This window comes from Vibrio renipiscarius (genome assembly GCF_000827885.1).
Classification (GTDB): domain Bacteria; phylum Pseudomonadota; class Gammaproteobacteria; order Enterobacterales; family Vibrionaceae; genus Vibrio; species Vibrio renipiscarius.
Map to the genome: position 1 here is coordinate 206,873 of NZ_JTKH01000025.1, position 15,360 is coordinate 222,232.

Here is a 15,360-nt window from a genome sequence, read left to right on the forward strand (position 1 = left end):
GGCAAGTATAATGTTCTATTTAAAATAGAGGACTTTCCTCTATTTTTTGTATCAAAAACAAAGTGATTATATGAAAAAACTATTGTTAGCAAGTCTTGTTTCTTCGATGTCTTATGCGTCTGTTGATTCAAGTGTAATTTCGGTTCCATTTACTGCAACGGGTCATGTCGATATTATCTGTCAAATCGTTTCAACTGGGGAGCAAGACCTAGAACTAGTGCTTAAAGATGAAACACCTAGCAACTTACAAACTCTTCGGGTTGCTTCGAATGCAAACAAACCGATTAAAGTTAGTGCATCTATCACAGATAACACCTTACGTAATCTAGACGGTTCTGTTGTAGATAACGCAGACATCAAGATCGTTACTACTGGTGACGTTGAGCAATTGGATATGGAAAACGACGGTAGCGGTAATTACAGCCTACCTATCTATGCACGTGCGAAAGACGTAAACAACTCGTACATTTCGGGTGAAGTTCAAGCGCAAGGTATTTTGACTGTGGTGTGTGGCGAATAATGAAAAAGTTAATCTTAGCTACTGCTATCAGTTCTGTTCTGTTAGGTTGTGGCGGTGGTGACAGCGATCCAGTAGTAAACACACCGAACGTTTACGAACGACTATCTGAAAAGTACGGTGTTGACTATGACACAGTTTACAATGCGTGTACGTTTGAAGAATACAAATGTAAACTAGTTTCTGATACTGGAACATTAACTACCCCAACTTATTCAGCGAATCTAGAAAACGGTGAATTCACTTCGAGACAAGAATTCAGCTACAAAGATGCGGTTTCGGTTTCTGTTGTCGAAGGTTCTGCGAAGTTCGTAGATGTAGACAGAAAATCAACCATAATCCAGAATAACAAAAGTATTACTGCTTCTATTTCTAATGGTGTTGTTTCTGTAGAAAGTATTTCCCAATTCGATAAAGCTTCAATCGAAACATGGGGAACTATGATATCCCCTGCATTCTATTCAGAACTTGAATTAACACTTTCTGATGGTACTAATGAAATCGTTTCTGTAGTTAACCACACTTATGCGATTGGTCATTCTGAACCTGATGAATCACTAGCGTTATTTAACGAGATCCTAGCTTCTGGTGAGGTTGTCTGGGGTGATGATGTAGTTGAGCCAGACCCAAACGTTGCACCTGTAGTTAATCCAATTTCACATGTTGAAACAACAGAACGAAATGAAACTACTGTTCAAGTAAATGCGACTGACGCTAACAACGATAAACTAACTTACTCGTTAGCTAACCGTGTTTCGTTTGCTTCAATTGATCCTGAAACGGGATTGATTACGCTTTCGCCTATGAACTACCAATCAGGTGAATATAATCTAACTGTAAACGTAACTGACGGTAAATTGATTTCTAGCGCAGCGTTCCAGATTACCGTTAATAAAGGTAGCTTTGGTGCTGCGCCTGTTATTCAGCAAGTAGACGATTTCACTATTACTGGTAATAGTGGTTACAACATGACGATCAGTGATGCAGAAGATTCACTTTTTGACCTAAAGGTTTCTTTAGTAAGTGATGACGACTGGATAAAAATTGTTAAAAGTCAAAACCAATGGTGGCGAATGGATATCAAGCCACAAAACAAAGATGTCGGTCAGCACGTAGTTAAGATATTGGCTGAAGATTCCGACGGTAACAGAACAAGCATGTCGTTCAGAATTACCGTCAACAAGTACGTTCAAGATAATAACAACGGTGAAACTGTAAGTGATTTTGATATCCGTCCTGAACTTCTTGCAAAGAACGTTCCAGATTATCCTAATCTGAATGATCAATACGAATTAGATAAAATCACTGCACCTTTGGATTCATTTAATAATGCATCTTCTAAAGGCAATGACGCAGGTTCTACAAAGAAAGATTTCCTAGTAGAAACGTTCTATAACATTCGTCACCGTGACACTAGTAATAGCTTTGCTGAATTTAAAGACGCTACGGTTTTTGCTGATGCCCCAACATTCCCAACCACGGGAACCCATAACACCGATAGTCACTACGTTGGTGCTTACAAGAAGTCATTCTTAGAGAACCGTTTAGACTATTACAACTTCCTACGTGCAACTTACGGTGCTGCTAATGCTTACATTAGTTCTTACAAGCAAGCATCGGCACAAACTGGCGCATGGGTTGGTGCTTCTACTGGTACGGATTACCTAAACACCACGCTAGGTATTACGCATGAGGGAATAGTTAATTCGGCTAACACAGCTCGAACTAATGGCGTACTGAAAACAACTACGTCACCAAGTGGAAATCAATCAGGTAACGGTCATTTAAACTCAAACAAAGAAACTGTACTTTCTATGTTTGCGAATGCACCTAAATTCTTTTTACCAACTTCTAAAGATGTGGGATTGTCTTCGTACAACTCATCTTTCGTTTGGTTAATGAATGACGTAAACCCTGATCAGGATTTTGGCGTCGATTCTGTTTCGGAACGTACTTACTACGATTCGTATCCTGAATTGAACTCACCTGAAGGTGTTTTAATGTATCCGTCTCATGGTTACTTCCCTGTTCAAACGCAAGACACAAACCAATCAGTTACAGTTAAACTAAATGGTTATGCATCTGAAGTTCTTGCAGGTCAGTTTACAACCGTTGATCTTCAACTTTTCAAACACGAGAAAGACGGCGACTTGACATCATTGGGTAAACCAATGGCATCAACGCAAGATTACTACGAACACCGTAGTGGTGTGTATAAGATCAAGATGCGTGATTCTTGGTGGAACATTATCAAGGGTGATATCACGAACAACTACTACACAGTTCGTTATACGTTCCATTCTAATAAGGTTCTGAAACCGTTTTACATGAACCCTACAGTTGGTGAACGTGTTGTTCTTCAAACTACTTACTTTGATATGAACAAAGAACTAGTAGAACACGAAAAGAATCTATCAGAACTAGATTCGTTTGAAGTTGTTGTTGGTTCTGAAACAGAAATCGATCTTGGATTAGGTGAATACACTCTACATGATGCACCTGATTGGATTACCATTTCTGAAGATGGCTCTTTGATTGTAGACGCTAGTAAAGTTAAGTCAGGTTTAACGACGATTACAGTTGCAGTTGTCGACCAAAACGGAAACATTAGCTATGTTGATGTTGTAATCAACGTTGCTAACAAACCAAGTTTAGATATCGACGACGGTCAATCAAACCATGCACCAGTAACAGCAGATCAATCTATTACTGTTAACTCAGAAGAAATCAACACTCTTCAAATTGATGCAACCGACATTGACCGTGATAAATTAACTTATTCAATTGATACTAACCTTGATTGGGTTAGCATCGATAAGAACGGTTTGATTACAATCGATTCTGACGGATTAAACGATTCAACTAGTCTTGTTACTGTTAAGGTTTCAGACGGTCAGATCACCGTTAAATCTACTGTAGAAATCACCGTTAATAAAATCGGTCTAGCTCTATCTGGTGTTACTTCAGAAACTGATGTTCGTGTAATTGAATTGTCTTGGGATAATGACCCGAGCGCAACAAGCTACATGATTACTCGTAACGGTACGGATCTAACTGAAGTATCGGGGCTGACTTATTCAGATAGCACTAGCCATGTTAACCGCGAATTCACTTACACAGTTCGTTCTTGTGTTGATGATGTGTGTGATGGTATACCTAGTAACTCACTAACAATCAAGACTGGTTCTATCGTTTTGTATCTTGAAACAAGTGGTCTTGATACATCAGTTCCGAACAGCTTCAACCCAAATTACGTTGTTCATGGTGCGTGGGATAATGCTAACCACACGAATGCAAACGGACGTAAACGAGCACGACTATCTAATTACTTTGATGGTAATACAGGAAACAACCTTTATCGTTGGCATCTGATTACACAGCCTAGTAATGGTCAGATTTGCCCAATTGATGCATCGGTAAAATATGCACACGGTGCACCAGAAGTATCTCTAGCGATTAGCTGTACAACACCTGCTTACGTAGAAACACAAACTAAATCAATTACGATTCAGGCTGGTTCTGCGAATGGTGTAGGTTCTCCGCTAGTTCTGAAGCGTGTAAGCGATGATGTTGTGATTAATTCGAACGCTTACTTATACGAAAGCTCAAACGAATCTATTGCGACTGTAAACGAACAAGGTTTCTTGACTGGTGTTAATGGTGGTGAAGTAACAATCACGGTTACACCAAATCCGGAATATTACGGAAAGGGTGGTTCGGATACTTATCAAGTTATCGTAGAAAATCTTGGTCATTATACAATGAACAAATTCGATTACGGTCAACAGCTAATGTTACCATCTACGAACTCACACCAAGTTTTAACACCGAATCTAGGTTTCTTAGTTCGTGCGTATCCAGTAGCTAAAAGTGCTGAAAACGTTACTATGCCTAGTCTTGAATTCGTCGTTGAATTAGGAAACGAACAAGCGGTTTACCCTGTAACGTGTCCGAGCGAATTACCGTTAACTCAAATTGAGGGTAATGACTACGGTCTCGACAATTCATGCTATGCGAAAGTTGAAGGCGAAAAAGTTAATTTAGTAACTCAGGAATCACGATTCTTCTACCGTGATGCGAATACGGGTGCTGAATTTACGATTAACCCTAAAGTCAACACACGTTATAGCTTGCCTGTTACGATTGTCCCTGTAACTGCGAATGGCGATCCTGCGAAGTTGCCTAACGTAGAGCTAGTTAAACAACGTCTATTGCAAACCATGCCATTTGCTAATGTAGATCTTCGTGTTCGTGAACCTTATATCTACAACGGTGATGAAAGCAAAATAGGTACGTTCTTGGGTATTGCTGACAGCTTGCGTAAAGCTGAAAGTCGTATCGAGGGTGAGCACTATATCGCTTACGTGAACACACCTGATCAGTGTAGCGTTATGGGTGTTGCTTACGTTGGTGGTCTTCATGCTTCTGGTATCCGAGACATTGACTGTCTAGGTGAAGGTTATTCCGTTCATCGTGCAACACCTCATGAGTTAGGTCATAACTTCAGTCTGAATCATGCACCTGCGGGTTACAATGCTGTTGGTTGGGATGCGTTCTGGAAACAAGAACCGCAACCATGGGAAGGTGCTAAAAACGGTTGGATGAGTTTTGCCCCGATTATCAAAACTGATACTACGGGTGTTGCTACAATTGCTTCACGTGATGAAGACGGCACAGTTAATACCGACGTAATGGGGTATCAACAAGGTCAATACTTCTCAGAATACAGTCATAAGAAAATGGCTAACTACATTAATGTTCGAAATACTTACTTGAACCCACTTCAGGAGGGTAAATCGCTAGTTGTTCGTGAGGAAGCAACCGTAATTTCAGGAAGCATCGACTCTAAAGGTCTAGTTACTTTCAAACCTGTATCGACGTATGTTGCCATGATCGATGAACCTGCTATGAACAGCGATTTCGAATTACGAATTGCCACTTCAAGTGGTGATCAGGTTTACCCGTTAACTGTTGTTACTACTGGTAACGATGAAACTACTTTGCACTTTAGCGTTGCTATTCCTAAAGTTAACGGTATCCAAGATTTGAACATCTCGTACAAATCAAATGAACTAGTTAAGAAAGAACTGTCGCGTGGTAAGTCATCGAAAAATGGTTTCACGTCTTCAGTTGATGTATACGGCCATGACGCAGTAATTACATGGAATGCTTCAGCTTATCCGTGGCTGACTGTTTACGGTACTACGTTTGATGGTGAAAACAAGTTGCTATCTCATAATGCTTTAAGCGGCGAGATTGAATTAGACGTTGAAAATATCGAACAGATTGTTGTTACGTTGAGTGATGGTTTGAATATCACAACAGAAACTATCAAGTTGTAAAAATAAAAGGCTACCTAATTGGTTAATGCCGTTCACTTAAGAGTGAACGGCATTTTTGTTCTTAGCATACCGCTGTGGTCTAGGTTTAACAGTTCTAGGGAATGTTCTTTCCCTTCGCCCTTCAAGAATCAAGCTTTCAGCCATGTCATGAAAGCCTTTTAACTGACCATGGTATAGCTCCCGGCGTCGAGTAAGGTAAACCGACCAATAATGCTGAAACATGCGCTAATGTGCCGTTAAAACTCAGTTGGTAGGGAAGATAATTTCCTTTTAAATTGAAGCAAAGTTCAACCATCTGATATCGGATTAGATTATAAGTAAGCAAGATCCCCCAAAGTTCTTGTTTTACTAACTCAGGTAAACGGCTTCGCAATGTGAGGCGATTTCCAAGCATGTACAGTTTTTGCTCTCGATAACCTAACTCAATCTCCCAACGATGCTCATACAGACTTGCAATATATTTAGAGGGATAGCGTAACGAGTCCGTCATCGACGTCAAAACTTGATAGTCTTTCCCTTTGATTTTACGAGTTACGAGCCGAGCATTTATCGATATGGGTAAATCAGGCCACAGTTTCGGCGTTTTTCAAGCTAGTTGTCACTACTTGACTAATTATCAAGCAGCTTCTTTTTCTGGGTTCAGGTGAACTTCTCCGATTGGTTCGCAGTTACGTATTTTACCTGACCAACGCTCTGGTTTTGCTTCGCGGTGTGCCATCAACACCTTTGCTCTTTTCCTTAAAATCTCTGCATCCTTTCCGCTATGCCGCTCTGAAGGTGTCACGTAATTCAGGCGACTATGTTTATGCTCGGTGTTATACCAGATTACAAAGCTTTCTACCCAAGAACGGCCTCGTTCAAGGCTTTCGAACCCCTTTGATGGCCAGCTTGGGACATATTTCAGCGTTCGGAACAGTGACTCTACATACGGATTATCATCGCTCACACGAGGACGACTGTAAGATGATGTAATGCCAAGCTCCTCAATTTTTGCCTTGAACGTCAAAGATTTCATTGGCGCACCATTATCTGAGTGCAGCACCAACGCTTGATTGAAGCATTGCTCCCGCATCAGCGTACGCTGGAGTAGTTGAGATGCCATCTCTCCACACTCTCGCTCGTAGACATCATACCCGACGATTTTTCGACTGTAGATCTTCAATGAGGTAAAGGTAATAATGTTGTCCACGAACACCCGAAGGCAGATACGTTATATCCCAGGTAAATACCTGATTTGGACCTGTCGCTGTGTAGCTGGTTGGTTTCGATGATTTTTTACGGCTACGTTGACTGTTACCGCCCCTCTAAATGATAAATTTTAACAGTGACAACTAGCCTGACACAGGGGGAAATCTTCATCTTCTGCATGAAGTGATATAGCACCTACGCTATCTTTGCCGACTTCAGCAAGTAAATCGAAGGCTTGACGAGACTTAGCATGATACCTTGCCACGATTCGATCTCGTACTTCGGGCAGATCGGGTAGCAGGTTATCAAAATAGTTAATTACACAATTACTTTTTATCGTCTGATATTGCAACGGTAAAGAGAGTGATAATGGCCTACCGAGTGGGCTTTCTACCCAGGTGCGAGCATATTGGAACTGATGAGCACCGTTCGAAAGTTTGACTAACGTGCCCACTTTTTCTCCATTCATGTAAGCGGCAAGTGAAGCCATTACCACACCTCGTCAATGTTGTGCGAGTTTATGCCAGAGTTTGGTTCTTGGATCGTGATCCCAACCCCTAATGCTTGGAGAATTTTAAACACAGTTTTAAGTTGTGTGGTGTCTGGATGATTTTCAAAATTCGATAGTGTTGATTGCTTTATACCCACACGTTTAGCAAGTTCAGCTTGGGTGATGCTGTCTCTTGTTCTAATGAGCTTTAACTGATTTGCGAGTTGTGTTGGATTGTAGATCATAGATAGCTCCAAAAAACGCTTTTACATCTATCCCTTGAAAGGGATAAGTTATTGGCTATCCCTTGCAGGGGATACCAACCTCGATAACACTTTGCTAAGAGAGCAAAGGCTAAGAACCGCTACGCTAAAGGCGGCATTGGATGGTCTCAAGAGGTTAGAGAGAAATCTACAGATGATCCAAGTCAGTGACTCGCTTGATATTAAATAATTAAATTGAAAACAGTAGTTCTCGTGTGCATAATCAACGCGTTAGTTTGCTGCGATACTATTTATCCTCCGACTAACGAAGAGTTCGTTATTGCTCAGCAGTCAGTAGAGCTGCTATAAAAATCTACTCATATTGGGAAATATGTCGAAGCCCCTTCCGTTAGGAAGGGGCTTTTCTTTTGTCTGAACAATCCTAAGTGTTCAAAGCCTAACAAACTCAGTTATCTGAGCGAACTTAGCGTCATGCCTTCCTCAAATGATTCTGAGATCTAACTTTCAATATTTGAGCCGTTCAAATCACAGCGAAACGTCAATCCGCGACTAAACTTGGGTAAAACAGCCATAGTAAAGGAGCGACATGTGAGCGATAAATCGACCAGTGGCAAATGTCCAGTGATGCATGGTGGCGCAACAAATCACCAACAAGCAGAATTTAACTGGTGGCCCAAAGCACTTAATCTAGACATTCTTCATCAGCACGACAGCAAAACCAATCCAATGGAGAACGGCTTTAGTTATGCTGATGCGTTTAATTCACTCGACCTTGAAGCGTTAAAGGCGGACTTAACCCATTTTATGCGAGACAGTCAAGAATGGTGGCCTGCTGACTGGGGCCACTACGGTGGCTTAATGATTCGAATGGCGTGGCACTCTGCGGGTACGTATCGAATTGCAGATGGTCGAGGCGGCGCAAGTCGTGCTAATCAGCGGTTTGCTCCTCTTAATAGCTGGCCTGATAACGGCAACCTGGATAAAGCACGCCGTTTATTGTGGCCGCTTAAAAAGAAATATGGGAACAAAATCTCTTGGGCCGATCTCATCGTTCTTGCGGGCACCGTGGCTTATGAATCCATGGGGTTGAAAACCTACGGATTCGCGGGTGGGCGAGAAGATATTTGGCACCCTGAAAAAGACATTTATTGGGGCGCTGAAAAAGAATGGCTTGAGCCGAGTGGCGGCAAAGATAGCCGCTATTCTGGAGAGCGAGATTTGGCCAACCCGCTTGCGGCGGTGATGATGGGGTTAATTTATGTCAATCCTGAAGGTGTCGATGGCAAACCCGACCCAATAAAAACCGCCCATGACATGCGCGTAACGTTTGCGCGAATGGCAATGAACGATGAGGAAACGGTCGCCCTTACCGCCGGTGGCCACACGGTGGGGAAAGCTCACGGTAATGGCGATGCATCGTTACTCAGTGCTGAACCAGAAGGTGGTGACATTGAAGATCAAGGGCTAGGGTGGCTAAATAAAACATCGCGCGGGATAGGGCGAGATACAGTCACGAGCGGTGTTGAAGGTGCATGGACGACGAACCCCACGCAATGGGACAATGGTTACTTTGAGTTGCTATTCAATTACGATTGGTGGGTCACGAAAAGCCCTGCAGGCGCAGCCCAATGGGAGCCTATCAATATCCGAGAAGAAGATATGCCCGCGGATGTTGAAGACCCGACCATTAAGTGCAAGCCGATGATGACGGATGCGGATATGGCTCTTAAATTCGATCCTGAATACCGCAGGATTGCGGAGCATTTCCGTGATAATCCAGATGAGTTCTCGGCGGCGTTTGCTAAAGCATGGTTTAAGCTTACGCATCGCGATCTGGGCCCAAGATCTCGCTACCTTGGTCCTGACGTTCCCTCAGAAGAATTGATTTGGCAAGATCCTGTTCCTACCGTTCAATATCACTTAAGCGACGAGGATATCGCTCGTTTAAAACACGCTATTTTAGACAGTCAACTCTCTGTGGGCGAGCTCGTGAATACAGCGTGGGATAGTGCTCGAACGTTTAGAGGTTCAGATAGACGAGGCGGAGCCAATGGCGCCCGTATTCGTTTAGCACCGCAGAAAGATTGGCAAGGCAATGAGCCGGAAAGACTGGCGAAAGTGCTTGGTGAATTAGACGCGATTCGTCGCAATCTGAATTCATCGATCAGTATGGCTGATCTTATCGTTCTTGCAGGTGGCGTCGGAATTGAAAAGGCCGCGGCCAATGCTGGGGTTTCAGTCGAGGTGCCTTTTGCTCAAGGTCGTGGTGATGCGATTCAAGAAATGACCGATGTCGATTCTTTTGATGTTCTAGAACCGATTCATGATGGCTTCCGTAATTGGTTGAAAGATGACTATGTGGTGAGTGCAGAAGAGTTATTGCTAGAACGAAGCCAGCTAATGCAACTCACGGCTGCTGAGATGACATTATTAGTCGGCGGGATGCGGGTACTTGGTACGAATTATGGTGACAGCTCCATTGGAGTATTCACTGACCGTGTAGGCGTATTGACGAACGATTTTTTTGTCAATCTCACGGATATGAATTTCACGTGGCATCCCTCGGATGATGGCCTTTATGAGATTCGTCAACGTGATACGGGAGCTCAAAAATGGCGCGCTTCGCGAGTCGATTTAGTCTTTGGTTCCAATTCAATATTACGTGCGTACGCTGAATTGTATGCGCAAGATGACAATCAAAATAAGTTTGTTGCCGACTTTGTGGATGCCTGGGTCAAAGTGATGAACGCGGATCGTTTTGATCTGTAACGATGAACCATGAGCCATGAGCCGAGTGTAGAGTGCGTGGAACGATAAAAGTTTAAGTGCCGCATGATCGCATTTAATCACTGGCTTATGTCTGCGCGACCTCGATAAATGATGAAGCCCTTTCTGTGAGTAGGAAGGGCTTCTTTTATCGACTCATGTGCGTATTAACTGATCCAGGCATCTTCCGATTGTAGAGGCTTAGCCTTACGATGGCGACCGCTACGCAGGTAAGCAATCAACACGATGATAATCAGCAGAGATAATGCCGCTAACAGTGCAAGATTCAGCACAGTTTCCATGGCCTGTTTTTGGCTCAATGGCGGTGCTAAAGTGATGATGATGTTTTTCTCGCTCTTGTCTATATTGAGCACTGTGGCGGAGACGCGCTTATAGGCCGCTTCCACTTGTGCTTGCCAGAGTTGTTTGAGTTTATCGATTTGCTCTTCTCTGCTTCCTGACTCTAATGCCGCACGTAACGAGGTGATGGCTTTTAATCTATCCTCTTGCGGCCCAGTCCAGTGAATATGGACGTAAGGCGAATCCAATTCTGAAGCAAATAGCACCGCTTTTGTGTGTTTCCATGCGGCGGTTTCAAGATCACTCAATGCGGCAAGATAACCGCCTAGATCATCGGCGACTTCGATGGTCGAATTGTCCTCATTCGGATCACCACGTAATATTTCTTGCCAACAATCGGGCTCGCAGGTTTCTTCAGTGGCAGATTGCCAAAGTGCAGAGAGTGCCGCTTTGAACGAGGTACAGGCGAGTTGAGCTGAGTCATTTTCAGCCATGGCTTGTGAGGTAGAAGAGCAGAAAGGCTCGATATGTGTGGCGATACCATTCAAGTCGGAGACCGTAAATAGAACCATCTCACTGCGTTGACGAATGCGTTGCCTGAATCCATCAGCAGAGGCCATCTTCTGTATTTTCGCAACGCTTACCATGTAATCATATAAACCTTCAGGTAGCTCTGGCGTATAGTCTGGCGCAAGAACCACGAAGTCTCGATACCGTTTTATGATCTTGAGCGCCTGATTATTGATGAAGGCTTGATTAATGGTTGAATATTGAAATTGCTGACAATAAACCGTGGTGTTGGTACGTGTATTTAATGTTTGCAAACACAGGCGAGGTTGCTGGATCGAAATATGATCCCCTGGTTTGACATTATTAATGAGCGGCCAATCTTGTACCGCGTGAATTTGGTGGGATCGCTCGCCTTGTAGCATCGCGATACTTGCTTCTCGCCACTCAAGCTCGGTGTTGATCATTACAATGAAAACGACGGTCAGTAGACCGATAAGGGACGTCAGGTATTGTGGTTTTTTCTTGGTGACGTCGCTATCGGTTATTTGCTGTGAACCAATACTCGTCAATGCAGAGTGACTCTCTTCAATCTCGAATCTGACGGAGCGATTCAAAGGAACCTTCGCTTGCCACTCTCTAGGCAGCCAGGCTTTCTGCGTCAGTCCTGTTGGGGATGTAAAGACCACCCAATCGCGATTATCCTCGTGATCAATCCGTTCAATCGTGCCGAAATACTGTTTCACGAGAAGAGAATCGGCATGAGAGGATGGCCCGTGTCGCTTTAAAAGCAATAAAATGGCACAGCAAATCACGAACAGTAGGGCGGGGGCAATCCATGATGCGGTGAGGGTAACGTCGAGAGTGGTGAAGTGAAAAAAGAGTATGCCCACCAATACTAAGAGAAGCGGAACGATCCAATTATAAAAGGGAGGAGCTAAGTAACGAATTTCGAGTTCATTGGCTTGGCGCTGTGATTTATACGTGACGGTGGTGATTGGTGCGCTGTCTTGCGAATCAGTGAGGCTCGCCGTGTTCTCATGTGTATCGCGGAGTGCGGCTTTGCCCAATTCAGCCACGTCCTCGTTACAGAGTGGGTGATTATGTTCTTCTTTTTTATAGTCTTGCCAACTGTCTATGGTTAACAGTCCGTTGACTTCATCAAGCAAAGTGTAATCATTAAGACTGAGTATAATTAAGAAGTCGTCGGCGACGATCACCTCAGCAAAATTGTTGTCTAAGTGGAGATAACTGTACGCAATCTCCGGCATAACCACCAAAAAATCCCCAAAAGAGAGAAACATCGTTTCATCCTCTTCGGTTTCACCTTTCACGACATTGAGCTCGAACTTACCGGTGACGTAAAACACATCCTGAGGTTCAACTTCTTGGTCGTAGATTTGCTTGATCGCGCTAATTTCACTCGTGCTAAGTGGATGATCACGCTTGGTATCGAGTAATGAGGCTTGTCGTTCTTTTATTTGTTCTTTTTCGCTGCGTGCCGCAAAAAAACTGCCAATGATCCAAATGAAAATAACGATTTGAGCGAGAGTAAAAAACGAATCCATGAAGTCTTGTTGTCCTACGGTGATATCCGAAGGGGGCGAAAATAGCCCCTCAGTTTGGCATGTTGAAGTGAGATGACGTATAGAATCGCACTTATTGCATGTAGACGTTTTAAGGGATCAATAAATTGCGGCTCGTGGCGCATTGCGCTGATGAGGTAACGTAAACTCTCCGTTGGGATGCGAGGCTCAACGCAATAACGGTCATATCAAGAGGGTGTTTTTATCGGTGATTTCTGGGGGAAGGCTTTTTACAGATAGAAAAAAGCTCGTGATAAACACGAGCTTTTTTGAGTTAGGCGTAAAGGATTAAAGCCCCTTTGCATACTGCTTGTTGGTGGTGATTCCCGTTGCTTGTTTGATTTGCTCAAAAGCATTCGGTTGTTCACTTTCAGGACTGCTGAGTGCCGTTAAAAACAAGTCGATCAGCTGTGTATTAGTCACGCTGTGGCGAGTTTCGGTTTGAATATCACGCAGATCCACCAGCACATCGGTCAAGAATTCAGGCAGTTTCTTCACAATGTCTAAGTTTAGGACATTGTGCTCAGCATAGACGCTGTTATGGCTGCCCTTTAGCTTTTGCACGACGTATGAGGTGCCGTTCATGTTAATCACGGATGTACGCTTGCTACAGCGCTTCAAACACCCTTTGTTGATTTTGATTTTCTTACAGCCTTCGGTCTGCTGGAATAGACATTGTCGGCTGGTTAGCAGCGTGTTTGGGTGATAGATGTTATAGAAAGTTCTAAACCCTTCAGGTCGCACTAGCTTACGAATTTGTAAAAAGCTCAGCTCATCAGAAATAAACGCACCGCTTGCCTGATATTGATCTTTCAAACATTGGAGAGTGTACGAGTTCGCGCTGTTCATTTGTGGACCGGCAATCCAATCAATGCCCATCGATTGTGCCAAATAGCCAACACCAGAGTTATTTGTCACAAGCAGCGACGGACGAACTTCAGTTAAGAAGCGTTCTGCTGCTTTGTAGTCATCGCCAATGAGCACGGCTTGGAACCACGGAATCAAATGAGAATTCGCTTGGAATAGAGCGATTAACGCATCACATTCGCTCGCGAGACCCATCGGCATTTCGAAATAGAGGTCAACTTCAGGGCGAGCAAGCGCCACGGCATCGTCTTGCTTGGAAATCAAAACCGATAACTTAGGGGGGTGAGCGTTCGATGTGTTTGACACCGGTGCAACAAGCGCAGGCACGTGAACCGTTTTCTTCACGAGAGGCGGCTGCTCACAAGTGGTGGTATCAAAATCGCTAATTGCGTCTTCTACACGCTGAATAATGACCGATTTGTCATCATACAAACGTTGTTTAACCACTTTAACATCATCAACAGAACTGCATTGGTACACTTTAGAAAAATGCGTAACGGCGTGATCTCGAGGATTGTTAATAAACATATCTTTACCAATCTCACCTTGTAAAAAGCCGTTGGTAAAGTCGCGGTTAAACACGGTATACAATTCACGGGTATCGCTCGATAACGCTTTGCCATCGCAATACTTATCGATCTGCTTACGCCAATTGTCCACCACGGTGTAAACGTAATGGAATTTCTTAATGCGGCCTTCCACTTTTAATGAGTACACCCCAGCATCAGCCAGCGCTTCAAGATCATTAAAGGCAGAGTTATCTTTCATATTGAGCGGGTAGTCGCTGCCGGTCGGTGTCGTTTGATATTGGTCACGACATGGTTGACTACAACGGCCACGATTGCCTGACGCGCCATTTTTAGCCGAACTCATATAACACAGCCCAGAGAAGCCAATGCAGTATGAACCATGGACGAAGACTTCCATCAACACGTTATGTTGACGGCCAAACTGTGCCAGATGTTTGATCTCAGTGATATTCAGTTCACGCGATAAGTTAACGCGGCTTACCCCGAGTTGGTTTAAGAACAGAATTTGCCCGTCATTGTGCGTATTTAACTGGGTCGACGCATGAACATCAAGATCCGGGAAATGCTGTTTTAAAATTGCACCTAAACCAAGATCCTGAATGATGACACCATCAATCAACGTGGTATTCAATTGGTTCAGCAAACGCACGACGCTTGGAATTTCACTCTCAAGCAGCATGACGTTCAGTGTCAGGAAAATCTTGCAATTATGCTTATGTGCTAACTCAAGCACGCCGCGTAAATTCTCTAAAGTTAGGTTGGTCGCTCTGTTGCGCGCATTAAAACGATCAAGTCCGCAATATACGGCGTCAGCACCTGCCGCTATCGCAGCTTTAATCGAATCTAAATCACCACCAGGTGCCAGAAGTTCAAATTGATCTCGAGTCACAAACTTATCTCTAGTTAGAATTACGCAAAATTGGCTTTGCATCTTACGGGTTTGAAGCCTGGAATCTAGCAAAACTTAACGTTGACAAGGGCTGCGAGCGATATGAAGCGCGTTTTTTATTGCTGAAATGTCTAGATTTTAACGACAAGTTGTT

The 15,360-nt window shown here is 43.6% G+C and carries 6 protein-coding genes and 3 pseudogenes; 3 read left to right on the forward strand and 6 right to left on the reverse strand.

Annotated elements, in window-relative coordinates:
- Positions 1–70: 70 nt before the first annotated feature.
- Positions 71–520: a hypothetical protein gene (locus OJ16_RS19160; protein WP_040993053.1), complete on the forward strand. Its 450-nt coding sequence runs from the start codon at positions 71–73 to the stop codon at positions 518–520.
- The gene (locus tag OJ16_RS19165; protein ID WP_040993055.1) at positions 520–5,859 is read left to right on the forward strand and encodes a cadherin repeat domain-containing protein; all 5,340 of its coding nucleotides are present in this window, start codon (positions 520–522) and stop codon (positions 5,857–5,859) included. Before OJ16_RS19160 ends, OJ16_RS19165 begins: the two co-directional genes overlap by 1 nt.
- A gap of 36 nt (positions 5,860–5,895) precedes the next feature.
- On the opposite strand, the pseudogene OJ16_RS19885 reads toward OJ16_RS19165, so the two are convergent.
- The 4 genes and pseudogenes from OJ16_RS19885 to hipB form a co-directional block, all read right to left on the reverse strand.
- Positions 5,896–6,436: pseudogene (locus tag OJ16_RS19885) on the reverse strand (transposase); the annotation flags it as partial.
- Between the two features lie 39 nt (positions 6,437–6,475).
- Positions 6,476–7,127, reverse strand: a pseudogene (locus OJ16_RS19170) (transposase); the annotation flags it as partial.
- 83 nt (positions 7,128–7,210) lie between these two features.
- Positions 7,211–7,537 (reverse strand): annotated as a pseudogene (locus tag OJ16_RS19175) (HipA N-terminal domain-containing protein); the annotation flags it as partial.
- Entirely contained in the window at positions 7,537–7,782 is a 246-nt protein-coding gene (gene hipB / locus OJ16_RS19180) for a type II toxin-antitoxin system antitoxin HipB (protein WP_040993057.1), read from the reverse strand. The gene hipB and the pseudogene OJ16_RS19175, both read right to left, overlap by 1 nt.
- A 567-nt stretch (positions 7,783–8,349) precedes the next feature.
- Here hipB and katG point away from each other — a divergent pair.
- Positions 8,350–10,530 (forward strand): catalase/peroxidase HPI, encoded by a 2,181-nt coding sequence (gene katG / locus OJ16_RS19185; RefSeq protein ID WP_040993059.1) that lies wholly within the window; start codon positions 8,350–8,352, stop codon positions 10,528–10,530.
- A gap of 164 nt (positions 10,531–10,694) precedes the next feature.
- Here the strand turns inward: katG and OJ16_RS19190 are convergent, their stop codons facing one another.
- Together OJ16_RS19190 and OJ16_RS19195 are read right to left on the reverse strand one after the other, a co-directional pair.
- Positions 10,695–12,902 (reverse strand): hypothetical protein, encoded by a 2,208-nt coding sequence (locus OJ16_RS19190; protein WP_040993061.1) that lies wholly within the window; start codon positions 12,900–12,902, stop codon positions 10,695–10,697.
- 306 nt (positions 12,903–13,208) lie between these two features.
- A complete protein-coding gene (locus tag OJ16_RS19195; protein ID WP_040993063.1) occupies positions 13,209–15,206 on the reverse strand; it encodes a peptidase U32 family protein in 1,998 nt (665 codons plus the stop codon).
- Between the last annotated feature and the right edge of the window lie 154 nt (positions 15,207–15,360).

What these genes read in the sequence shown, in the direction of transcription:
- OJ16_RS19160 (WP_040993053.1), top strand. Translation starts at nt 71, where the DNA reads ATGAAAAAACTATTGTTAGCAAGTCTTGTTTCTTCGATGTCTTATGCG.
- OJ16_RS19190 (WP_040993061.1), bottom strand. Translation starts at nt 12,902, where the DNA reads ATGGATTCGTTTTTTACTCTCGCTCAAATCGTTATTTTCATTTGGATC.
- hipB (WP_040993057.1), bottom strand. Translation starts at nt 7,782, where the DNA reads ATGATCTACAATCCAACACAACTCGCAAATCAGTTAAAGCTCATTAGA.
- OJ16_RS19165 (WP_040993055.1), top strand. Translation starts at nt 520, where the DNA reads ATGAAAAAGTTAATCTTAGCTACTGCTATCAGTTCTGTTCTGTTAGGT.